The sequence below is a fragment of the Caulobacter sp. 1776 genome, from assembly GCF_040545685.1.
Classification (GTDB): Bacteria; Pseudomonadota; Alphaproteobacteria; order Caulobacterales; family Caulobacteraceae; genus Caulobacter.
Genome location: NZ_JBEPMI010000001.1, coordinates 326,066 through 350,100 on the forward strand (window position 1 = coordinate 326,066; position 24,035 = coordinate 350,100).

Consider the following 24,035-nt stretch of genomic DNA (forward strand, 5'->3'; position numbering starts at 1 on the left):
GTTCGCCCGCGCCTGATCGCGGGTCTTGTCCTCGGTCCACGCCCGCTCACCGATCGAGCCGGCGCGGCGTTGCTTCTTGTTGGGTTTCGGACCGTCCCGCCGCGCTTTGCGTTCGGACGCCCACCGTGCGCCGATCGGCGCGGATCCCTCCTTCGTTTCCCCCGGCGCTCACGCACCGCTCCGCGCTTCACGCAATTTTTGCGTAATTTTCGCTCCACCGGAGGCGCGCGGTCGACGTCGCCATCGCCGTCGCCCTACCGATGTTGCGCCGTTTTTGCGCGAACTTGCGCCGCTTGCAATAGCAACGTTACGGAAATTTACGCAAATAGTCGTGCAATATCACGCAAAGCCCTTGGCTTACGGGCTTTAGGCGGGTTTGGCGCAAACCTGTTGCGCAATTTTTGCGCGGCGTGAATAGTGGCGCTCGATGACCGGACTCGCCATCCTCCAGCGCAAGGTTTGCGTCGCCGCCGCGACTGACATCGTCAGGTCAGCCGCGTTCGGCGTGATCGCGGACGGTCAAGGCCAGGGCGGCCGCCACGGCGAAGGCGCCGCCGGCCAGAGCCAGGGCCAGGATCGCCTGGCCGCCCAGCACATGGGCGACCAACGGGCCCAGCACGGTGGCCGCCACCATCTGCGGGATCACCAGGAACAGATTGTGGATGCCCATGTAGACGCCCATCTTGCCCGGCGGCACGGCGCTGGACAGCATGGCGTACGGGGCAGACATGATCGACGCCCAGGCCAGGCCGATACCGACGATCGGGATCCACAGCAGCATCGGATCGTCGATCAGCACGAAGCCGGCGAAGCCGGTCGCGCCGACGGCCAGGCAGAGGGCGTGGCTGGCCGGGCGTCCGATCCGACGAGCCAGAAGCGGCAGGGCCAGCGCCGCCAGCGCCGCGACGCCGTTGTAGCCCGCGAACAGCACCCCGACCCAGTCAGCCCCCGCGTTGTAGGCGGCCGAGGCCGCGTCGACCGTATCGTAGTGGCGGGCGGTCACGGCCGGGGTGGCGTAGATCCACAGGGCGAACAGGCCGAACCAGGTGAAGAACTGCACCACCGCCAGGCGCTTGAGCACCTGCGGCATGTGGACGATGTCCTCGACCACTTCCAAGAGACCGACCGAGGTTCGCCCCTGGCCGCGCAGCCAGCTGGAGGCCAGCTGCGCCCCGCCGAAAATCGCGCCCATGAGCGCCAGCACGTAGATCTCGCGCGCCCAGTGGCCGAGGAAGGCGCAGAGGCCGACGATAGCGGCCGCCGAGATCCACAGCAGGCCGCTGCGGCGCATCCAGGCCACGGTTTCCGGCGACGGCGTCCGCGTGGCGATGACCGGCGCGTCCAAGGTCAGGTCCTCGGGCGGGGTCTCGCGCGTGGTGAACACGGTCCACAGCACCGCGACCATCAGGCCGACGCCGCCGACATAGAAGGCCACATGGACCGATGGCGGCAGGCGGCCTGGAAGCGCCTGGCCCGAGACCCCGAACCAGTGGGTCAGTATCCATGGCAGCGCCGAGGCGAACACCGCCCCCGCCCCGATGAAGAACACCTGCATGGCGAAACCGGTGGTCCGCTGCTGATCCGGCAGGGAATCGGCGACGAAGGCCCGGAACGGCTCCATGGCGATGTTGATCGAGGCGGTGAGCAGCCACAGGGCCAAGCTCGCGCTCAGCACCGTCGGGGCGTTGGGCATCAGGACGAGGGCGATCGCCGTCAGGATCGAACCGTACAGCAGGTACGGCCGCCGCCGCCCCAGGGGACCCCAGGTGCGATCGCTCAGGTGACCGATGATCGGCTGCACCAAGAGACCCGTGATCGGCGCCGCGATCCACAGGATGGCCAGCGCGTTGACGTCCGCGCCCAGGGTCTGGAAGATCCGGCTGGTATTGACGTTCTGCAGGCCCCACACGATCTGCACGCCGAACAAGCCGCAGCACATGTTCCAGATCTGAAGGAAAGTCAGGCGGGCCTTGGCCGGCGGCGGCGCGGCCTCGACCACGCCCGCAAGGTCTTGCGGCTCTCCCGGCAAAGGCTTCCTTTTCCCCCGACGCGGAGCCCGTCTATTTCGGATGCGCCATCCGAAATAGATAAACGGGCTCCGTTTCAAACATTAGAACATGATAGCCGCCGAAACCGGCATCCACTTTCGGCTATCATGCTCGTCCGGTCTTTTTCTTATTAGCTAGAGCGCGATGGCCAACGATAACAGCAACAACATCACGCTTGAAGACCTCGCGGCCCTGGCCGGGGTTTCCGTCTCGACGGTGTCGCGGGCGTTGAACGATCACCATTCGATCAGCACCAAGACCAAGCAGAAGATCTGGGCCCTGGCTAAGGAGCAAGGCTACGCGTTCCGCCGCTACATGCCCGCCGGCCCACTAGGCGCCGCGGGCGCGATCGCCATCGTCCTGCCCCGCACGCATGGCCGTCCGCTGCCGCTGGCCCACCCGTTCTTCCTGGAGCTGCTGGCCAATATCGGCGAGGCCGCCCGCGACCGCGGCTGCGACTTCACCGTCAGCCACACCGCGCCCGCCAACTACGACGACCTCTATCTCGCCGCGACCGCCAACCGGGCCGACGGCGTGATCTTCCTGGGACAAGGCGACCTGCACGAGGCGTTCAACCAGTTGGCCGCCACGGATGCTCGCTTCGTGGTCTGGGGCGCCCAGCTGCCCGGCCAGAAGTACTGCTCGATCGGCTCGGACAATTTCCTGGGCGGCCGCCGCGCGACGCTGCATCTGGCGCGCCTGGGCCGCAAGCGGATCGTGTTCCTGGGCGAGACCCATCCCGAGGCGGCCCAGCGTCGCGAAGGCTATCTGGATGCGCTGCGCGAAAGCGGGCTGGAGCCCGAGCCGTCCCTGGTGCTGCCAGTCGATTTCGAGCTGGAATCGGCCGACGCCGCCGTCAGTCGGCTGCTGCGGCGGGGCGCGACGTTCGACGCCATCTTCGCCTCGTCGGACCTGATCGCCCTGGGCGCCATCCGCGCCCTGCAGCGGGCCGGACTGAAGGTGCCCCAGGACGTCGCGATCGTCGGCTACGACGACATGATGCTGAGCCGCCTGTCGACCCCGGCGCTCAGCACCATCAAGCAGGACACGTCCAAGGCTGGCCGCCTGTTGGTCTCGCGCATCCTCGACGAGAACGGCGACCATCGGCCCGAGACCCTGCCGACCGATCTGATCGTCCGGGAGTCCTGCGGAGCCTAGAACCAGCCGGCGTCTTTCAGCACCGGCGCATAGGTCCGGCTGACCGGCGCCTGCAGGCCGCCCGCCAGGCGGACCTCGCCGGAGCCGCGTCGCCAGCGCACGCCCTCGACCGCGTCGGCCGCCACCCACCAGGACCGGTGGACCCGCCAGCCGTGAACCTTGGCCAGCTCCGCCAGGGCGTCGGCGAAGCGCAGGGTGATCAGCTCCTCGCCGGCGTCGGTGTGGACTTTCAGATAGTGGTCGTGGGCCTCGATCGCGATCAGCCGCGCCCCGCGCCGCCGGGCCGACAGCCGCTTGCGGAACGCCGCCTCGGCTTCGGGCAGGGGCGGTTCGACAACGGTGCGGGTTTCCACCAGGTGCGGCCTGGGCCGCCAGACCAGGGCCCGCACGGCCATCACCGCCAGCGAGATCGGCCACACCTGGGGCAGCAGCCTCCAGAAGCCGTCCCAGCCGGACCACCAGTTCATCACGACGAGCTCGGTGATCAGCACCAGCAGCGACACCGGCGGCGTCATCAGCAGCGAGACCAAGGCCGTTCGGCGCCAGGTCCAGGGCAGGCGCCGCTCCAGCAGGCGATCCAGAATGATGCCGATCAGCCCGCCGCCGACCATGCAGATCATCCAGTAGACATAGCGGCGCACCGCCGGCGAACGCTCGGACGCGAACGGCCCCAGGAATCCCATCAGCAAACCGACGGCCACCAGCATCGCCAGGTCGACGGCCCATCGCCGCCCGCTCCCGATCTTGTCCCCCATCCCGCGATCCCGTTCGCGCAGCGCCGGCGCCGCTCGCGAAGCAAGGCCTAGCGAGCCGTCGCGATCGCCGCAACGACGTTCGGCGAGACCACCGTGAGGACATCCCTTGAGTACGACGACCCTTCCCCCGACCAAGACCCTTACCCGGCGCGCCGCCTGGACCCTGGCCGCGCTGCTCAGCGCCGGCATCGCCCTCTATTCCGCCCGCTACCTGCTGCATCCGCCGACGACGCCGAAGGCGGCGCTCGGCAATCCGCTGGGCGCCCCTTGGCTCGTGATCCACGTGGCCGGCGCCGTCACCGCCTTGCTGCTGGGCTCGCTGCAGTTCCTGCCTGGCCTGCGCCTTACGCGCGGCCATCGCTGGATCGGCCGGACCTATGTGCTGGGCTGCCTGGTCGGCGGCGTTGGCGGCCTGGTTCTGGCGCCCGGCTCGCAAGCCGGCCCGATCGCCTCGGTCGGCTTCGGCGTGCTCGCCCTCGTCTGGATCGCCGTGAACCTGCTGGGCTGGCGCGCGGCGCTGGAAGGCCGGTTCACCGACCACCGCCGCTGGATGATCCGCTCCTGGTCCCTGACATTGGCGGCGGTCACCCTGCGGCTTTATCTGCCGCTGGTCCTGGCCTTGGGCCTGCCCTTCCTGTCCTGGTACCGCGCCATTTCGTTCCTGGCCTGGGTCCCCAACCTGATGATCGCCGAAGTCTACCTGCGGCGACGCGCGGAATAGAACGCCGCCCCCGCTTCGCGGAACTCGGTTATGGGCTATGCTGACGTTTGCGACGCTCGGATTGCGGGCGTCTCACACCCCGCCCGGGTATCTCGCCACGGTCAATTTTGAAACACAATTTCTCACTTGGCTTGACATGGAATATGCCTTCCATACACCTGTCCCAAAACCAGAGTGATGCCCAGCATCCGATGATCCGACATTAGGAAGAGAGCCCCATGACCCGTCCTCTGCCGTCGCGCCGATGCTTTTTCGGCCTGGTGTCCGGACTGGCGATGACGGCCGGCCTGCTGGGCGCGTGTTCGCGCGGCGGCCAGGACGCCTCCGAGGTCGTGGTCAGCTTCAACGACCTGTCGCAACCCTTCTTCGTGGCCATGCGCCGCGAGCTCGAGGACGAGGCCGGCAAGCTGGGCGTCAAGGTCCAGGTGTTGGACGCCCAGAACAACTCCGCCAAACAGATCGCCGACCTCGAGGCTGCCGCCGTGCAGGGCGCCAAGGTGGTGATCGTGGCCCCGACCGATTCCAAGGCCCTGGCCACCGCCACCGACGAATTGGCCCAGCAGGGCGTGACGGTGATCTCGGTCGACCGCAATATCGTCGGCGCCAAGACGCCCGTGCCGCACGTCGGGGCCGACAACGTCGCCGGCGGTCGCGCCATGGCCGACTGGGTGGTCAAGACCTATCCCGCCGGCGCGCGCGTCGTGGTGATCACCAACGACCCGGGCAGCTCCAGTTCGATCGAACGGATCAGGGGCGTGCATGACGGCCTGGCCGCCGGCGGCCCCACCTTCAAGATCGTCACCGAGCAGACCGCCAACTCCAAGCGCGACCAAGCTCTGACGGTCACGCAGAACGTCCTGACCTCGATGCACGACACGCCGCCCAACGTGATCCTGTGCCTGAACGACGACATGGCCATGGGCGCGCTGGAAGCGGTGCGCGCGGCCGGCTTCAAGCCCGACCAGGTCAAGGTGCTGGGCTTCGACGCCATCCCCGAGGCCCTGGCCAGGATCAAGGCCGGCGAGATGGTCGCCTCGGTGGAGCAGAACCCCGGCCAGCAGATCCGCACCGCCCTTCGCCAGGCCGTGGCCAAGATCAAGACCGGCGCGGCGCCCAAGAGCGTCAGCCTGACCCCGGTGCTGATCACCAGCGCCAATCTCGCCGAGGCCTCACGCATCGCCGAGGTGAAGTAGTCGGCGCCATGGCTCTTCTGGACGTCAGCCAGGTCAGCAAGCGCTTTCCCGGCGTGCTGGCCCTCGACCAGGTTCGACTCGCGGTGGGGCCCGGCGAGGTCCACGCCCTGCTGGGCGAGAACGGCGCGGGCAAGTCGACCCTGATCAAGATCCTGTCGGCCGCGCACGCCGCCGACGAGGGCGTCGTCACGTTCGACGGCCAGCCGCTGGATCCGCGCGACACGCCCCTGCGCCGCCAGCAGCTGGGCATCGCCACGATCTATCAGGAATTCAACCTGTTCCCCGAGCTCAGTGTCGCCGAGAACATGTATCTGGGCCGCGAGCCCAAACGGTTCGGGCTGGTCGACTGGGCTCGGCTGCGGGCCGACGCCCGGGCCCTGCTGAGCGAGCTGGGCCTGCCGCTGGATCCCGACGAGCCCGTCCGCCGCCTGACCGTGGCCGAGCAGCAGATGGTCGAGATCGCCAAGGCGATGACCCTGAACGCCAGGCTGATCATCATGGACGAACCGACCGCCGCGCTCAGCAGCCGCGAGGTCGACCGACTGCACGCCATCATCCGGGACCTGAAGGCCCGCGGCGTCAGCGTCATCTACGTCTCGCACCGCTTGGCCGAAGTGAAGGCCATGTGCGACCGCTATACGGTGATGCGTGACGGCCGCTATGTGGCCAGCGGCGACGTCGCCGAGGTCGAGCTGGACGATATGGTCCGGCTGATGGTCGGCCGCTCGGTCGAGTTCGTCCGCCGCGTCCGCGCCGGTCCGCCCGGCGCCGTGGTGCTGAAGGTCGAGAAGGTGACACCGCGCCATCCCCGCCTCTCGGCGCCCGGCTATCTGAAAGACATCTGCCTGGAAGTCCGCGCCGGCGAGATCGTCGGCCTGGCGGGGCTGGTCGGCGCCGGCCGCACGGATCTGGCCCGGCTGATCTTCGGCGCCGACGCCATCGCCTCGGGCGCGATCCGACTGGACGACAAACCCCTGAAGCTGAAGTCGCCGCGCGACGCGATCCGAGCCGGCGTCATGCTGGTCCCCGAGGACCGCAAGCAGCAGGGCTGTTTCCTCGACCATTCGATCCGCCACAATCTCAGCCTGCCCAGCCTGGGCCCGCTAAGCCGCCTCGGCCAATGGGTCGACGAACGCGCCGAGCGCGGCCTCGTCGAGACCTATCGCCAGAAGCTCCGCATCAAGATGGCCGACCAGGAGACCCCGATCGGCAAGCTGTCCGGCGGCAACCAGCAGAAGGTTCTGCTGGGCCGCGCGATGGCCCTGGCCCTGCGCGTGCTGATCGTCGACGAGCCCACCCGCGGCATCGACATCGGCGCCAAGGCCGAGGTCCACCAGGTGCTGTCCGATCTCGCGGCCCAGGGCGTGGCGATCGTCGTGATCTCCTCCGAGCTGGCCGAGGTCATGGCCGTCAGCGACCGGATCGTCGTCTTCCGCGAAGGCGCGGTCGTCGCCGACCTCGAGGCCGAAACGGCCACCGAAGAAGGCCTGATGGCCTACATGGCGACCGGCGCCAGGCCGCCATCCGAAATGGAACACCGTCCCCAATGACCGCCTCTCCGACGCTTTCACCCGATGAAGCCGCGCCCCGGCCGGGCCGCCGTTTCGACCTGCTGGCCTTCGCTCGCAAGCACCGGACGATCCTGTTCCTGCTGCTGCTGATCGCCGCCTTCGGGGCGGTCAACGAACGCTTCCTGACGATCCGCAACGCCTTGAACATCCTCAGCGAGGTGTCGATCTACGGGATCATCGCGGTCGGCATGACCTATGTGATCCTGATCGGCGGCATCGACGTGGCGGTCGGATCGCTGCTGGCCTTCGCCTCTCTGGCGGCCGCCTATGTAGTCACCGCCGTGGTCGGCGACTCCCCGGCCAGCTGGCTGATCGCCCTAGCCATCTCGAGCCTGGTCGGGCTGGTGGGCGGCTATGTCCACGGCAAGGCGGTCACCTGGCTGCACGTGCCGGCCTTCATCGTCACTCTGGGCGGCATGACCGTCTGGCGCGGCGCGACCCTGCTGCTGAACGACGGCGGGCCGATCTCGGGTTTCAACGAGGCCTATCGCTGGTGGGGCACGGGCGAGATCCTATTCGTGCCCGTGCCGATCGTGGTCTTAGCCCTGGTGGCGATCGTCGGCCATGTGGTGCTGCGCTACACGCGCTACGGCCGCCAGGTCTACGCCGTCGGCGGCAACGCCGAGGCCGCTCGCCTGTCGGGGGTCAATGTCGATTTCGTCGTCACCAGCGTCTACGCGGTGATCGGCGCGCTGGCCGGCCTATCGGGCTTTCTGCTGTCGGCGCGCCTGGGCTCGGCCGAGGCCGTGGCCGGGACGGGCTACGAGCTGCGGGTCATCGCCTCGGTCGTGATCGGCGGGGCCAGCCTGACCGGCGGCTCCGGCGGCGTCGGCGGCACGATCCTCGGCGCCCTGCTGATCGGCGTGTTGTCGAACGGCCTGGTGATCATGCATGTCACCTCGTACTTCCAGCAGGTGGTGATCGGCCTGATCATCGTCGCCGCGGTGGCCTTCGACCACTACGCCCGCACCCACAAGGCCTGATCTCCGATGCGGCTTCTGCGCGATCTTCTCCTCGGCGCCGCCCTCACGGCGCTGCCGCTCGCCGCGTGGGCGCAAGCCGCGCCGGACCTCGTCGCCAAGGTCGATCCGTTCGTCGGCGTGGACGGCGGCGGAGTCACGGGCGGCAACACCGTGCCGGGCGCCGGCGTGCCGTTCGGCTTCGTGTCGCTGAGCCCCGACACCACCAACGCCGACACCAACGGCTACGATTCCAAGAGCCCGATCATGGGCTTTTCCTACACCCACGTCAGCGGCACCGGCGGGTCCGGCAAGTACGGCAACTTCCGCGTCACGCCGACCGTGGGTCCGCTGAAGCTGAACCACCTGCACTTCGGCAAGACCGACGAACGGGCCTCGCCGGGCTACTACGCTGTCGGACTCGGCAATAGCGACGCCGAGCGGATCCAGGTCGAACTGACCGCCTCGCGCCGGGTCGGCTTCCAGCGCCTGACCTACCCCGCCGCCGCCGAGAGCCAGCTGATCTTCGACGTCGGCTCGGTGGTGGCCATGCGTGGGCGCGGGCAGCGGGTGCGGCTGGCCAAGGTCGAGCTGATCGACGACCACACCCTGGCCGGCGAGGTCACGGTCGAGGGCGGCTGGAACCCCGCGCCCTACACGCTCTATTTCCACGCGGTCGTCGATCGTCCGGCCAAGGCGTTCGGAGCCTGGAAGGCCGGCCAGGGCTGGATGGAGACCACGCCCGGCGTTGGTCACAGCGAAGGCGGTGCGCAGGTCAAGCGCGCCGCCAACCGCCGGGGCCTGATGATCGAGTACGACACCGAGCGCGAGTTCTCCAATCGCCTTGGCGCCTATCTGACCTTCGACACCACGCAGAGCCGTCAGGTCCAGATGAAGCTGGCCGTGTCGTTCGTCAGCGCCGACAAGGCTCGCGCCAACCTGGCCGAGGAGATGCCCGGTTGGGACTTCGACGGCTACCGCAAGGCGGCCGAGGCGCAGTGGTCGGATGCCCTGGCCAAGATCCAGGTGCAAGGCGGCACGGACGAGCAGCAGCGGATTTTCTATTCCGCCCTCTACCGCGCCCACACCATGCCGCACGATCTCTCCGGCGAGAACGTCTGGTGGAAGTCCGACGAGCCGCACTACGAGGACTTCTACACCCTGTGGGACACGTTCCGGACCCTGCATCCGCTGCTGACCGTGATCCAGCCGCGGCGGCAGCGGGACATGCTCCGCTCGCTGATCGATACCTACAAGCACACCGGCTGGATGCCCGACGCGCGCATCGCCGGCGCCAACGGCATGACCCAGGGCGGCTCGAACGGCGACATCCTGGTCGCCGACGCCGTGGTCAAGAAGCTGGGCGGCTTCGACCTGCCCCTGGCCTATGCGGCGCTCCGCAAGAACGGCGAGGTCGACAGCGATCAGCCGTTCCTGCAGGGCCGGGTGCTGAAGGACTATCTGAAGCTCGGCTATGTGCCGTTCACCGAGACCCGATCGGCCTCGCGGACTCTCGAATACGCCTATGATGACTACGCCATCGGCGTGGTGGCCAAGGCCCTGGGCAAGAGCGACGACGCCAAGCGCTATCTGGCGCGGTCGGCGAACTGGAAAAACCTCTGGGACGACAGCCTAGGCTGCGTACGGCCCCGCTATCCGAACGGCGAGTGGGTCGAGAACTACAGCTGCGTCTACGAATATCCGGACCGCTCCGGGCCGTGGTGGGACGCGCCGTTCTATGAAGGCAATTCGCTGCAGTACTCGACCTATGTCCCGCAGGACGTGGCCGGGCTGATGGCCAAGACCGGTGGGCGCGAGGGCTTCGTGAGCTGGCTCGACCGCCTGTTCGACGGCCACTACTCGCAGGGCAACGAGCCCGACATCCTGGCGCCGTATCTCTACATCCACGCCGGCCGGCCCGACCGCACCGACGAGATCGTCCGGACGCTGATGGCCAAGCACTATCGCGCGACGCGCACCGGCCTGCCGGGCAATGACGACGCCGGGGCGATGAGCAGCTGGTACGTTTGGAACGCCATCGGCCTCTATCCGAACGCCGGCCAGCCCTACTACTACATCGCCGCGCCGGTGTTCACGCGCAGCGCCATCGCGCTGGAGAGCGGCAAGAGCTTCGTGGTCTCGGCCCCGGCGACGTCAGAGGCCAATCGTTACGTCACCGCCGCCAAGCTGAACGGCAAGCCGCTGGACCGCGCCTGGATTACCCACGACGAGCTGGCCAAGGGCGGGGTGCTGGAGCTGACCATGGGCCCCGCCCCGACGGGCTGGGCGACGACGTTCGTGGCGCCGCCGAACGGGCAGTAGCTAGCGCAGCCGGTACAGCCCCGACCCGTGCGGCGGCAGCTGGACGCTGAACCGTCCCGTCGCGCGCCCCGCATCGCTCCGCGCCCACAGATCTCGCGCCGTCACCGAAGCCGGCAAGCCGACGAGCTTCAAGTCGACCCCGACCTCACGCGGTTTGTCGCCGGTATTGAACAGGGCCAAGTAGCTGTCGCCGTTCGCGGCCCTGGCGGTCCACGCGCGCATGCCGTCCTCGACGAAGTGCGGGCGGTTGTCGCGCGAGTCCTGGTTGACGGCGATGACCTCGGGATTGGTCAGCAGGGCCTTGGTCGGGGCGTCGAGATGGCGCAAGTCGCCGCCCATGATCAGCGGCGAGCGGGCGATCGACCACAGGCTCATCACGGTGCGCTGTTCGTCCGGCGTGAACTTGGTGTCGCGCTCGCCCAGGGCCAGGCGGCCCAGCGGCAGCATGTCGGCGTCGGGCCAGCCGCCGTCGCCGATATGGGGCGACCAGTTCTCCAGCCGGGTGAACTGGGCCTCCAGCAGTTTCCAGTCGTCCCAGAAGTCGTCGGAGATGCGCCACATCTGGGCGTGTCGCTTGGCGTGATCGCCGCGCACGACCGGCGTCTCGCCGGGCGACATGCTGAGGATGATCGGCCGGCCGGTGCGACCGATGGCGCGATGAATCGCCTCGATCTCGGCCATGTGGGCGTCATAGGGACGGCAGAGGTCGTCGACCTTGACGAAGTCGACGCCCCACGAGGCCAGCAAGGCGAAGACGCTGTCGTAATAGGCCTGGGCGCCAGGCTTGCTCATATCGACCCCGTACATGTCGGGATTCCACGAGCAGATGCTGCGCTTGTCGACGATATCGGCGATCGAGATGGTCGTGCCCAGCACCTTCAGGCCGCGCTCGACGGCCAGACGCGGCGCGCCGCGCATCAGGTGGACGCCGAAGCGCAGGCCCAAGGCATGAATCTTGTCGGCCAGGGGCTTGAAGCCCTTGCCGCCGGCGCTGGACGGAAAGCGGTTCGGGGCCGGCAGCAGCCGGCCGTGGTCGTCCAGGGTCGGGACCGGCTTGGCGGCGTAGGTGTAGCTGCTGGCGCCCGGCTCGTACCACTGGATATCGACGGTCAGGATGTCGTAGCCGACCGGCCGCAGCTCGCGGGCCATGATCCCGGCCTGCTCGAGCGTCTGGACCTCGGTGATGGTGGTGGCGAAGCTGTTCCAGCTGTTCCAGCCCATCGGCGGGGTGGGGGCCAACAACGGCTTCTTGGCCGCGGGCTTCTTGGTCGCGGCCGCGGCGGCGGGCAAGGCGCCCAAGGCCGCCGAAGCGCCCAGCAGGCCACGACGGCTGAGTTTCAGGGTGCTCATCGGGGTGTCCTCAGTGGTTTTCGTGGGTCGGGATCACCTCGGGCGTGACCAGTCGCAACTGGTCCAGCCCGACGCGACCGGCGCGCGCGACGATCGTGACCGTGTGACGGCCCGGCGAGAGCACGGGACCGGTGGTCGCTTTCAGCAGATTATCCAGAACGCCCTGGGCCCAGGCCGGCGAGCCGACATTGCGCGGCCAGCTGACTCGCTGGGGCGCAGCGCCGTCAACGCTGACGTCCAGCGCGATCTCTTGCCCCTGACCGTCCGGGAAGATCGGCAGCACGCCCACCTGGATGCTACGACCCGCCGAGGCGACCTCGAGGTTCAAGGTCAGGGTCGCGCCGGGCGCGTCGGCGATCATGACGCCGCGCCCGCGTCCAACGCCCTCGACCAAGCGCCAGCCGGTGTTGGCCGCGAAGGCCTCGGCCTCGATAACCGGTGAATTGGCCGGCGCGTTACCGTCGACCACGGCCAGGAACTTGCCGGGATCGGAGATCAAGCCGCCGCCCGGCAGCGGCACCGGTCGGGCGCGGTAGATCCGCCACTGGCTGTCGGCCGGCTCCTCGGGCATCAGCCAGCGCCACTTGCCGCCGGCGATCTTGGTGTTGAAGCGGTCGGTCAGGGTGGTGATCTCGGTCTGGGCGTCCACGGCGGCGGCGCCGGCCGAGCGCGCCATGACCTGGTCGTCGTCGATCAGCTCGTTGTAGCGCTCGGCGGCGAAGAACCGGACGTTGGCGGCGGCCGAGACACGGATCGGGAACTCGACCAGCTCGAACCAGGCGTCGGCCAGGTCCGGCGGGACCTGAGCGCTCGCTGCCTTGGTCGCGTCGACCAGCTTGCGGAAGGCGCGCAGACGATCATTGACCTCGTCGGGCGTGTAGCTGGACAGGTGCCGGCTCTCGGCCTTGGGTTGCCATTCCATGTGCTCGGGCCGGCGCTCGAAGTTCAGGCGATAGTAGCTGTCCATCAGCTCGGCGGTCTTGCCGGCCAGGGTCGGGCCGAACGCGCGGCGGCTCCAATCCTCCAGGAACTGGCGCTGGCTCTTGCCGCGCCAGCGGTCGATGTCCCAGGCCATCTCCAGGAAATGACTAGCGCCGATCTCGGCCGGCTTGATGTCGCCGACATTGGCGACCCAGACGTTGCGCGCGCCCTTGTCCCAGGCGTGGATCATCTCCTCCTGGACCAGGGCCGGCGGCGTCGTGCCCAGCCACAGGTAGGACAGTGGATAGCCCAGGTAGGACAGGTGATAGTAGACGCCGGCCCCGCCCTTGCGGTTGGCCTCCTCGGCGCTGGCGAACTGCCGGATGTAGCCGAAATTGTCGTCGGGCCAGACGATGGTGACGTCGTCCGGGACCTTCACGCCGGCCCGATAGATCTCCAGCACTTCCTTGTACGGAACGAAGATCTGCGGAACCTTGGTCACGTCGGCCGAAACGTCCTTGGCCAGGATCGCGCGCTGGTCGGCGATGATCTTGTCGAGCAGGTCGACCTTCTCCTGAAGGGTTTTGGGGCCGACCATGCCGCTGTCGTGGATGCCGCGCATGCCAACGGTCCACAGGCTCTCATAGGCGCCATTGGTCTTGGCGCGCTCCTCCCAATAAGCCTTCACGCCGTCCGGGTTGGTCGCGTAGTTGAACTTGTCGGGGGCGTCCTTCCACTCGCCGACATTGTTGCGCAGCATGGCCTCGGCGTGGGACGAGCCCATGACGATGCCGTACTCCTCGGCCAGCTTGGCGTTGGCCGGATCGGAATTGAACGGCGCGGTCGTGTGGTGCATGGCCGGCCACAGGGTGTTGGCCTTCAGGCGCAGCAGCAGGGTGAAGATTCGGCGATAGGTCTTCGGTCCAATGTCGCCGCGCTCGGGATCGAAGGTCTTGGCCGCCCACGGATAGAGGCCCCAGTCCTCGTCATTGACGAAGACCCCCCGATAGCGGACCGACGGCGGGCCGAAGCGGCGCACGCCGGCGCGAACGATGAGCTTGTCGCGATGGCGGGGCGTGACGTCCGCCCACCAGGCCCAGGGCGACACCCCCATGGCCTGCGCCACCTCGTAGATCCCGAAGGCGGCGCCGCGCCGGTCGCTACCGATCACCACCAAGGCCTTGTCGACGCCGGGCAGAGGGCGATCGACCGACGCGATCACGAAGCTCTCCCAGGCGCCGGAGAGCCGCGAGACGTCGACCTTGCGGGCGGCGACCAGCTGGTCGATCAGCTTGCTGTGGCCCAGCGCGCCGACCAGGATCGCGGTCTTGCCGGCGGGCGCGGCCCCTACGACGACCGCCTGGCCGGTGACGGTCTTGATGTCGTCGGCGAGGTCATCGGCGGCGTGGCGGACGACGGCCGCGTCGGCGGGATCGACCACGATCGTCGGCGCCTTGCCGGCCTCGACCAGCACGAAACCACCGCGCACGAGCGTATCGCTGAAGATCGGTTCGGCCTCGGCGGCGGTCCGCGTGGGCTGGGCCGCCAGGACTCCGGTCGCCGCGCCAAGACACAAGGCGAACGCCCAGAACCCCACGGTCGCGGATCGAACCCACTGCATCGACATTCCTCAGACAAATAGCGCATCGGCCACAGTAGTGGACCTTGAGCTCAGATCAACGGCAGGCCGACGCGTCCGCCGCGATCAGCTCGATTTCCGCGACTTGCACGGCCTTGCCCTGGGTCACCTCGAACCGATAGCGGGCGTAGGCCTTGGCGGTCAGAGCAAACGTCCAGGTCGCGTGGCGGTGCTCGAAGCGCTCGCCGCGCCGCGTGTCCAGCTTGACCCAGCGCTTGCCGTCGAAGCCGCTGAACCGCCAGGCGGCCGGATCGGCCTCGGCTGGACCGACGCTGACCGTGTAGGCCTTCAGACAGGTCGCCGCGGGACGGGTGAACACAGCCGATTGACCGGCCGAAGCGGTCCAGACGGTCGAGGTCTTGCCATCGATCAAGGCCGGCACATCGCTGTCCGCCTTCAGCACCGCGCCGTCATAGGCCCACTGGCCTTGTGTCGCGCTCATCGTGAAGCGCAGCACGCCGCCGGCCAACAGCTGCGCCTGGGAGACGAACGGTCGGGACAACGGCTTTCCATTCAGGGTGGCGGCGGCGATGTACGGATGATCCGCGCCCGCATTGGCGGCCAGGATCTCCAGCGTCTTGCCCCCTTCCAGGTGGATGACGCTGCGTGGATGGCGCGGCCCGTGCAGATAGAATAGGTCGCTGCCCAGCTTCGGGAACAGGCCAAGGCGGTTGAAGACGTAGTTGGAGCTCATCGCCCCGGCGTCCTCGTCGCCCGGATAGGCGGTATCGGTGAAGTGCTTGAACACCTCGCCGGCCCAGTAGGACGACAGATCCGAGCGTCCCACGGCATGGAACAGCCACGGCGTCGCGAACGACGGCTCGTTGGTGATGTCGATCAGGCCCGCGTCCAGGGCGTGGTTCAGGCGCTCGTTGAAGCGCACGCGCCCGCCCATGGCCTCGACCAGCCCAGGCAGGTCGTGCAGCACCCCGTAGGAATAGATCCAGGCCGTGCCCTCGTAATAGCCGACATTGTTGTGGACCTTGCCGTCCCAGCCCTGCTTGGGGTCGACATCCTGGAACTTGCCGTCGGGGTATCGCGGCATCAGGAAGCCGTTGAAGCCGTCGCTGGTGGTCTCGGGGTTCCAGATCTTGCGCCAGTTGGCCGAGCGCTCTTTCAGGATCCTGGCCTCGTCGGCATGGCCCGCCTTGGCGGCGACCTGGGCGGCGAAATAGTCGTTCAGCGCGAAGCCCAGGGTCGAGGAGCCCGACTTGGCGCGCTGGTTGTTCGGCTCGGGGCTCTTGTCGCCGACGCCGAAATAGCCGCTTTCCAGATAGCGCGGGCGACGGCGTTCGAAGGCGTTGAAGTGGGTGACGCGCCAGGCGTCGCCCCAGTTCACGCCCTGGGCCCCGCGCAGCGCCGCCTCGCCCAGCACGTTGTCGACCTCGTCGCCGCCCTGGCCGACATGATAGTTCTGGCCGCCGATGATCGCGGTGTCGGCGGCGCCGAACTTGTCGAAGGTGTGGATCAGCGAGTTGAGATTGGCCGCGTAGTCGCTGGGCCGCAGCACCGACATCAGCGGAAACAGCGTCCGGTAGGTGTCCCACAGGGTGTAGTGGTCGTCCCAGTTGGGGCTGCCAAGTTCCTTGGTCGGCTGGTCCAGGCTGCGGTCCCGGGGATGGGTCGAAGCGTGGTAGAACGCCGTGTAGAACCGTCGGGTCTGGGCCTCGGACAGGCCGGAGACCTCGATCTCGCCGAGCCGCGCGTTCCAGGCCGCCTGGTTGTCCTGGCGCACGCGGTCGAAATTCCAGTCGGGGATCTCGCGATCCAGCAGGGTTTCGGCGGTCTCGGCGCTGGTGAACGACACCGCGATCTTGACCAGCAACGGCCGATCCTTGGCGGTCTTGAAGGTCAGCCAGGCGCCCAGGCGCTCGTCCGGTCCGGCCTTGCCCTCGGTGGCGCCGGCCAGGCGATCCTGTTGGCTGAACACACCCCAGGCGGTGGGCTTCTGGTCGACCTTGGCGACGAACCAGATGTCGATCAGGGCCGGATTCCAATAGCCCTTGGCCTTGACGTGGCCGATGATCTTGCCGTCGGGGAACAGCTTGATGTCGGCCTGGTCCGAGGCGACCAGCCCGCCGACCTTGCGGGTGACGTCGAAGACCAGTTGGGCTTGATCCGTGTCCGGATAGCTGAGGCGATAGATCGCCGAATAGTGGGCCGGCGTGACCTCGACCCGGGTGTCGTACCGCGCCAGGCGAACCGAATAGGCGTCGGCGGCCAGGACCTCGTCGGCCTTGGGCGACAGGTGAGCGGCCTCATCGAACTGGGCCTGACCGACCTGAGGCGACAGCAGGAATGTTCCATAGGTCGTGACCCCGCCAGATCCTTGCGAATGCAGCTGGGCGAAGCCGCTGATCGGCTCGGCGGCGTTGTAGCCGGCGTTGCTGGGATTGGGGGTCTCGGGCGACGGATGAATGGAGCCGTTGGGCCGGGTCGGCCCAGGAATGGTGTCGCCCTCGTTGTCGTTGCCAAGGCCGACGGCGAGGGCGGGAAGCTTGTAGAGAGCCCGGCCGGGTTGCGCCTGAGCGGCCGGCCCCAACGCCAAGGCGGCTAGGATCGTCAGGAGCGTCGCGCGAAATCCCGACATGGGGATCCTCTCGAGTTGGAGCTCGGATATCGAAAATATAGCCGGTCCACGAATGGACCGGCTATCAAGTGGCTTCACGGGGGTGAAGATCAGAAAGTGGCGCGCGCCGTCGCGGTGAAGGTTCGACCGTCGTAGTCGACCCAACGCGAGACCCGGGTGTCGTTCTCGTATTCGAACCGCTTCGAGTTCGTCAGGTTGTAGGCGTCCAGGGACAGGGTGATCGCGTCGGTGACGTTGTAGGACGCCGACAGGTCCATCTGGCCGCGCGCCCGCACCGAACGCGCGCCGCCGGTGTAGGTGCCGTTGGCGTTCAGCGGGTAGTCCGAACGGTAGTTGTAGACCGCGCGCACGCCGTACTTCGGCGTCTCATAGTAGCCGATCAGGTTGACGTTGTGTTTGGAGATCCCCGGGAACGGGGCGATCGCCGGGCTCTTCGACTTGGTGTAGGCGTAGTTGAAGCTGCCCCCGAAGTTCTTCCAGAAGCCCGGCAGGAAATCGAGGTTCTGCTGGATGTTGAACTCGACGCCCTCGACGGTGGTCGGCTTGTCGAGGTTGTAGGCGCCGCTGGCGTTGACGTGGACCTGCTTGGTCGCGTTGCTCAGGCTGGTGGCGTTGCAGTACGTGCCATCCCATGACAGAGCGCCGAAGCCCCAGGTCGCGCCGTCGGACGGGCAGATGATCGACGGATCGGTGGTGGTGGCGACGCGGCCGGTGATGTTCTTGTGGAAATAGGCCAGCGAGACCAGGCCATTAGGGCGGTTGTACCACTCCAGCGACAGGTCGAAGGACTCGGCCAGATAGGGCCGGAGCTTGTTGTTCCCGATCGCCACCGAGACGTCATAGACGCTGACCGAGCCAGAGCTGAGGCTGGTGTTGATGATCTGGGCGGGGCTGACCTTGGTCGACGGCGAGTACTGGCGCGGGTGCGGCCGGACATAGGTCTTGTAGTACGCGCCGCGCAGGATCAGGTCGTCGGTGACGTCGGCCACGAAGATCGCCGACGGCAGGAAGTAGTGATATTTGTTGACGTATTCGTCGGTCTTGAACGCCGTGGCCGAACCGATCGAGTCGGTCGGCGGGGTCGTGCGGTCCAGGGTGGTGATGGTGTTCTTGGTGTCTTCGTAGCGGCCGCCGAAGTTGCCGCGCACGCCATGGCCAAAGATCTCGGTGTCGTACTTCGCCTGGACGTAGAACTGATTGATGGCGTTCTCGTTGGTGAAGTTCTTATCGTAGTAGCTGCTGTCGGCGTACTGGATGTTGAAGCCCTGCGTGGACAGGCCGCCGCCCTGATAGACCGTCACCGGACGGATCGCGTTCAGGAAGTCGCGGATGTTCAGCACCTGCCAGTTGCGGCTGTAGTCGCCGGCGACCCCGCCCATGAAGTCGTCGACGAACGGCGCCGTGACCATCATGCTGGACGTGACGTTCTGCAGTTGGGCACCATAGCCCTGCACCCGATAGCCCGTCGAGACGTACTTCTCGCGCTCCAGGCGCACGCCGGCCTGGAAGCTCTTGATCGGGCCGAACTTCACGAACCGCTCGACGTCTAGCGCCGCGCTGTTGAGGTCGTTCTTGGCGAAGCTCTCGGTGCCCTGGAGCCAGATCGAGTTCGTCGAATTGGCCTTCGTGCCATTGTTGTAGAACGACGTCGGATCGTTGACGCCGCCCCAGGTCCAGGTCTGGCCGGTGGTGAGCGAGTTCTGCGGATTCGGGCTCGTCGAATATTTGAAGTCGCCGATATCGCCCAAGCCGGTCGTGATCGTACCCGTGACGCCGTTGCCGCCCGCGCGGGTGTAGTTGACGACGTCGACCTCGGTCTCGACCGAAGCGTTGTAGCCGGACGACAGGGTCAGGGCGCCGGCGACGCGCCAGTCGTCGTTGCTCCAGTCGATATTGCCGATCACGCCTTTCGACTTCTGGTGCTGTGAATAGAGGCGCGTCGAGGAGAGCGCGTTCATGTTGGCGAACGAGTAGCTCTGATAGAGATAGCGGCCGTCATTGACCTGGATCGGCGAGCCCGTCGGGGCGATCACCGTGCCCGCGCCTGGCGTGGACGACGCCGCGACGGAATTGATCAGGAAGTACTGGACGGTGTCGGGCAGGTTGCGGTCGGTCGCGAAACCGACCAGGCCGATCTTGGTGTTGTCGTTGGGCTTCCACTCGATGCCCCCCGAGCCCGACCAGACCTTGCCGACGTTCATGCGGGTGTATTGGCGAACCGCCGAATTGGCCCAGACGCCGTTCTTGCTGGTCGAACCGGTACTGCTGGTGACATAGGGCGAGGCGTCCGAGACGCCCAGGGCCTGGGCCAGCGAGCGGCAGTAAGAGGTCGCGCTGGTCGGGCAGGCGGTGGCGGAGAAGTACTGGCCGTACGCCGCATTGAACTGCGTCGGCGAAAGGCCCGTCATCGCCGCCGTCAGATAGTCGTAGTTGTTGAGGCGGACGGTGTCGCGGCGGAAGTTTTCTTTCTTGTAGGCCAGCGTCCCAAACAGGGCGAGCGTGTCCGACAGGTGCTTGTTGTAGCCGATGGTGGCCGCTGGGGCGTTCAGATCGCCCAGGGTGTTGTGCTCGTAGGACAGCTTCATGAAGCCGCCGTCCTTGCGCGACAGCGCCGGAGCGATCTGCATGTCGACATTGCCGCTGAGGCCGCCGGACACGGTGTTGGCCATCGGCGACTTGGCGATCACGAAGGCCGAGAAGATGTCGGAATTGAACGCGCCCAGCGGCGAGCCCTGGTTGTCGCGCAGCAGCGCGGGGCCGGCGAACGACTGGCCGTTCAGCGTGGTGCGGGCATATTCGCCCGGCATGCCGCGCAGGTTGATGGTGGCGTCGCGGCCCTCGGCCTCGCGGTTGATCTGGACGCCCGGGATGCGCTGCAGCGCCTCACCGACGTTCAGGTCCGGAAAGCGGCCCAGGCCGTCCGACGAGATGCCGTCGGTGATTTCGATGGCCGTCTTCTTGGCGCGGACCGCGTTGGCGTAGCTCTGCTTGAAGCCCGTCACGACCACGGCCTCAAGCGTGTCGCTCGAAGACGCGGCCTGCGGCGAAGCGGCTTGACGCGCCGCGGCGAAAGTCGGCATGCCCCCGATGACCGTGGCCGACAGTAGCGCGATCTTCAGGACCCGCCCTCGGCTATTCTTGGTGCTCACGATATTCCCTCCTCCGTAGTTGTGCTTCTGGCCGCCTTGTCTGGCGGCTTATTGGCCTGACCTCTTCAGCGATATCAGGTCGTCGACGGCTCAGCAATTTGTCTTACGAATATGATTGACGACAAGTTCCGCCTGCTGTCATTATGCAACATCGTATATAACGAATTGAAATAAAACGAACTTTAAGCTGTTTTTGGCATGATTGGCATATTTTTTCACAATCTTACGTTAGAAAATATTTTTCGATCATGCATATTGGTCAGGCCACTTTTTCGACCGCAACTTGCAGAACGACATCGGCGGTCGCGCCTCGGTGGCGCCGACGGACGCTCGCGAGACCGCGCCTTGGGCCGGGCCCGGATTCGCCTCGGCTCCGATCGTGGGACTAAGGCCTGGAAACGAATGCATAGTGGGCGGGCCGGATCGGCTCGAGTCAGGGAGAGGGTCGCATGCGGCGGGGTTTGATGGTGGGCGCGGCTTGGCTGGGGATCGCCTTCGCGGCCCGGGCCGAAGAGATCCAGGTTCAACCGGTGCAGGTGGACGCCTCGCGTCCGGACTGGGAGAATCCGGCGGTCTATGCCCGGGGCAAGCTCGCGGCCAGCGCGACGCATTTCCCGTTCGAAAGCCGCGCGGCGGCCTTGGCCGGCGACCAAACCAAGTCGGCGCGCTACCAGACCCTGGATGGCCCGTGGTCATTCAGCTTCTCGCCGTCGTCGGACGCGGTTCCGGACGGCTTCGAGAAGCCCGACTATGACGTGTCGGGCTGGAAGACCATCAAGGTTCCGGCCATGTGGCAGACCGAGGGTTACGACCAGGCTCGCTACAACAACATCACCTATCCGTTCCCGGCCAACCGCCCGCTGATCCCGCACGCGACCAATCCGGTCGGCAGCTACCGGCGGACCTTCGAAGTTCCGGCCACTTGGTCGGGCCAGGACGTCATCCTGCACATCGGCGCGGCCGGCTCGGCCTATCGGGTGTGGGTCAACGGAACAGAGGCCGGCTATTCCGAAGACTCCAAGCTGCCCAGCGAGTTCGACATCACCAAGCTGCTGAAGGTCGGCCAGAAGAACGTCGTCGCTATCCAGATCCACCGCTGGTCCGACGGCAGCTACCTCGAAGACCAGGACTTCTGGCGCGTTTCGGGCATCGAGCGCTCGGTCTATCTGAAGGCCGCGCCCAAGAGCCGGCTGACGGACGTCTTCGTCCACGCCGGTCTCGACAAAGCCTACAAGGACGGCGTCCTGTCGACCGACGTGGCGCTGACGACGCGAGAGCAGCCGGTCACCGTCCGCATGACCCTGCTCGACGGGGACAAGGCCGTTCTCACTAAAGAGAGCAAGGTCGCGGCGGGGGCGGCCAGAACCGAGACCCTATCGGCCAGCGTTCCCGGCGTGCGCCAATGGACCGCCGAGACCCCCGCCCTTTATACGCTGCTGGTCGAGGTGCTGGACGCCAAGGGCCAGATCATCCAGGCCACGCCGCAGCGGATCGGCTTCCGCACCGTCGAGATCAAGGACGACCGCGTGGCGGTCAACGGCAAGCCGATCGTCATCCGCGGCGTCAATCGCCACGAGCACGACCCGGAGACCTTCCACGTCATCTCCGAAGCCTCGATGCGCCGCGACATCGAGCTGATGAAGCGCAACAACATCAACGCGGTGCGCACCTCGCACTATCCCAACGCCGAGCTCTGGTACGCTCTGGCCGACGAGTACGGCCTCTATGTCATGGACGAGGCCGACATCGAGAGCCACGCCTATATGGGCTATGGCAACGCCGATCCCGCCCAGCGCGCCAAGCGCCAGATTGGCTTCGATCCGGCCTGGGAAGGCGCCCATGTCAGTCGCGTGCTGAACATGGTCGAACGCGACAAGAACCACCCGTCGGTGATCTTCTGGTCGCTCGGCAACGAGGCCGGCATCGGCCAGAACTTCGAGAAGGCCGCCGCCGCCGCCCGCAAGCGCGATCCGAGCCGACTGATCTCGTATCTCGGCTGGGGCGCGCGGGCCTGGGAGCACGTGCCCAACGCCTATGTCGACATCTACGCGCCGATGTACGACGACGTGACCAAGATGGTCGACTGGGCCACCGATCCGACCCGCACCCAGCCGATGATCCAGTGCGAATACGCCCACATGCAGGGCAATTCGGGCGGCAATCTGAAGGACTATTGGGACACCATCTACAAGTACGACAAGCTACAGGGCGGCTTCATCTGGGACTGGGTCGACCAGTCGATGTACCGCTACACCAAGGATGGTCGCCGCTACTGGGGCGACGGCGGCGAATATGGTCCCAATCCCGGCGGCGACATCGAGTTCGGCGACGGCCTGAACCAGTCCGACCGCACGCCCAATCCGCAGCTGTACGAAGCCCAGAAGGTGCTCTCGCCAATCCAGTTCGCGGACTTCGACGAAGCCGGCGGCCGCGTAACGGTCATCAACCGCCACGATTTCCGCGACCTTTCGGGCTTCACGTTCGACTGGGTGCTGGAGGAGAACGGCGTGGCCGTGGCTTCGGGCGCCTTGCCTGACCTGAGCACCGCCGCTCGCCAGCGTCAGGCGATCACCTTGCCGCTGCCGTCCGCGCGCGAGCCCGGGGCCGAGTACTTCCTCACGATCCGCGCCAGGACCAAGGCGGGCGCCGTGCCGCTGACGCCTGAAGGCTATGTCGTCGGCTGGGAGCAGTTCGCGCTGAAGTCCACGCCGAAGGCCGAGGCCGCGCGATCCGGCGCGGTGGCGGCGACCGACGGCAAGGACGCCGTCACCCTATCCGCCGCCGGCGCGGTCTTGAGGATCGACCGCGCCACGGGCTTGGTCGAAAGCTATGCCAAGGACGGCGTCGTGCTGGCGCGCGGCGGCCAGCCCAACTTCTTCCGAGCCGAGACCGACAATGACGCCGGCACCGGCCTTTCGACCCAGCAGCACGCCTGGCAGGCAATGACCAAGGACCGGCAGACACGGTCGGTGACCGTGGACGCCAAGGCCGGCCGGGTCGTCGTCGAGCACGCCCTGGGGGCTGGCGCGGCGCGCTTCACCACCACCTATGTCATGGCCGGCGACGGCTCGGTGGCGGTCACGGGCGACCTCGTTCCGCTGAAGGACGACCTGCCGCCGCCGATCCGGGTGGGTCTGTGGTTCACGACGCCCGGGGACCTGAAGACCGTCGAATGGTACGGCCGCGGTCCGCATGAGAGCTATGTCGACCGCTACACCTCGGCCCCGATCGGGCTGTGGCGCGGCGCCGTGGCCGAGCAAAATCACGACTACATCCGCCCTCAGGACACCGGCAACAAGATCGACGTCCGCTGGATGGAGCTCTCCGGCCAGGGCCGAGGCGTGCGGATCACGGGCGAGCGGCCGCTGATGATGGCCGCCCTGGCCTTCCCCTACGAGGACCTCTATCGCCGTCCGGAAGGGACCTGGAAAAGCACCGACATCGTCCCGCACGGCGACGGAACCCTGCTGATCGATTCTGCTCAGTGGGGGGTCGGCGGCGACACCGCCTGGAACAGTTTCGGCCTGCCGCACATGAAGTACCGGACCACCCTTGCGCCGACTCGCGTCAGTTTCCGCTTCGAACCGTTCGCCGGCCCGGGCACGACCCCCGACAGGGCGCGCCCCGCCCAGGCGACGCCGCCGCAATAGGAGTTCCGC

At 67.1% G+C, this 24,035-nt stretch carries 13 protein-coding genes; 7 read left to right on the forward strand and 6 right to left on the reverse strand.

Annotation, left to right across the window (positions count from 1 at the left end; all coding sequences use genetic code 11):
• Positions 1-490 precede the first annotated feature (490 nt).
• Positions 491-1,939, reverse strand: coding sequence for an MFS transporter (locus tag ABIC66_RS01335; RefSeq protein ID WP_502910298.1), 1,449 nt, complete (start codon positions 1,937-1,939; stop codon positions 491-493).
• Positions 1,940-2,192: 253 nt separating this feature from the next.
• Here ABIC66_RS01335 and ABIC66_RS01340 point away from each other — a divergent pair, with 253 nt between their 5' ends.
• Positions 2,193-3,206: a LacI family DNA-binding transcriptional regulator gene (locus ABIC66_RS01340; protein WP_354067494.1), complete on the forward strand. Its 1,014-nt coding sequence runs from the start codon at positions 2,193-2,195 to the stop codon at positions 3,204-3,206.
• Here ABIC66_RS01340 and ABIC66_RS01345 read toward each other — a convergent pair.
• A complete protein-coding gene (locus tag ABIC66_RS01345; RefSeq protein WP_354067495.1) occupies positions 3,203-3,961 on the reverse strand; it encodes a LytTR family DNA-binding domain-containing protein in 759 nt (252 codons plus the stop codon). The genes ABIC66_RS01340 and ABIC66_RS01345 overlap by 4 nt on opposite strands.
• Positions 3,962-4,067: 106 nt before the next feature.
• On the opposite strand from ABIC66_RS01345, the gene ABIC66_RS01350 reads away from it, so the two are divergent.
• From ABIC66_RS01350 to ABIC66_RS01370, 5 genes are all read left to right on the forward strand, one after another.
• Positions 4,068-4,682: a DUF2306 domain-containing protein gene (locus tag ABIC66_RS01350; RefSeq protein ID WP_354067497.1), complete on the forward strand. Its 615-nt coding sequence runs from the start codon at positions 4,068-4,070 to the stop codon at positions 4,680-4,682.
• A 218-nt stretch (positions 4,683-4,900) separates the two neighbouring features.
• A complete protein-coding gene (locus tag ABIC66_RS01355; protein ID WP_354067498.1) occupies positions 4,901-5,875 on the forward strand; it encodes a sugar ABC transporter substrate-binding protein in 975 nt (324 codons plus the stop codon).
• 8 nt (positions 5,876-5,883) lie between these two features.
• Positions 5,884-7,425 (forward strand): sugar ABC transporter ATP-binding protein, encoded by a 1,542-nt coding sequence (locus ABIC66_RS01360; RefSeq protein WP_354067500.1) that lies wholly within the window; start codon positions 5,884-5,886, stop codon positions 7,423-7,425.
• Positions 7,422-8,429: an ABC transporter permease gene (locus tag ABIC66_RS01365; protein ID WP_354067502.1), complete on the forward strand. Its 1,008-nt coding sequence runs from the start codon at positions 7,422-7,424 to the stop codon at positions 8,427-8,429. The genes ABIC66_RS01360 and ABIC66_RS01365 overlap by 4 nt, the downstream gene beginning before the upstream one ends.
• Positions 8,430-8,435: 6 nt before the next feature.
• Positions 8,436-10,727, forward strand: a complete 2,292-nt coding sequence (locus tag ABIC66_RS01370) for a GH92 family glycosyl hydrolase (protein ID WP_354067503.1) — start codon at positions 8,436-8,438, stop codon at positions 10,725-10,727.
• On the opposite strand, the gene ABIC66_RS01375 is transcribed toward ABIC66_RS01370, so the two are convergent.
• From ABIC66_RS01375 to ABIC66_RS01390, 4 genes are all read right to left on the reverse strand, one after another.
• Positions 10,728-12,077, reverse strand: coding sequence for a glycoside hydrolase family 27 protein (locus tag ABIC66_RS01375; protein ID WP_354067505.1), 1,350 nt, complete (start codon positions 12,075-12,077; stop codon positions 10,728-10,730).
• 10 nt (positions 12,078-12,087) lie between these two features.
• Complete coding sequence (locus tag ABIC66_RS01380; RefSeq protein ID WP_354067506.1) at positions 12,088-14,619, reverse strand: glycosyl hydrolase 115 family protein; 2,532 nt, start codon at positions 14,617-14,619, stop codon at positions 12,088-12,090.
• Positions 14,620-14,674: 55 nt separating this feature from the next.
• Positions 14,675-17,227, reverse strand: coding sequence for a GH92 family glycosyl hydrolase (locus ABIC66_RS01385; protein ID WP_354067508.1), 2,553 nt, complete (start codon positions 17,225-17,227; stop codon positions 14,675-14,677).
• Positions 17,228-17,316: 89 nt separating this feature from the next.
• Complete coding sequence (locus ABIC66_RS01390) at positions 17,317-20,376, reverse strand: TonB-dependent receptor (RefSeq protein ID WP_354067510.1); 3,060 nt, start codon at positions 20,374-20,376, stop codon at positions 17,317-17,319.
• 449 nt (positions 20,377-20,825) lie between these two features.
• Here ABIC66_RS01390 and ABIC66_RS01395 point away from each other — a divergent pair, with 449 nt between their 5' ends.
• Positions 20,826-24,026 carry a glycoside hydrolase family 2 TIM barrel-domain containing protein gene (locus ABIC66_RS01395; protein WP_354067511.1) on the forward strand — a complete coding sequence of 1,067 codons (3,201 nt, stop codon included), beginning with the start codon at positions 20,826-20,828 and terminating at the stop codon, positions 24,024-24,026.
• Positions 24,027-24,035: the final 9 nt, after the last annotated feature.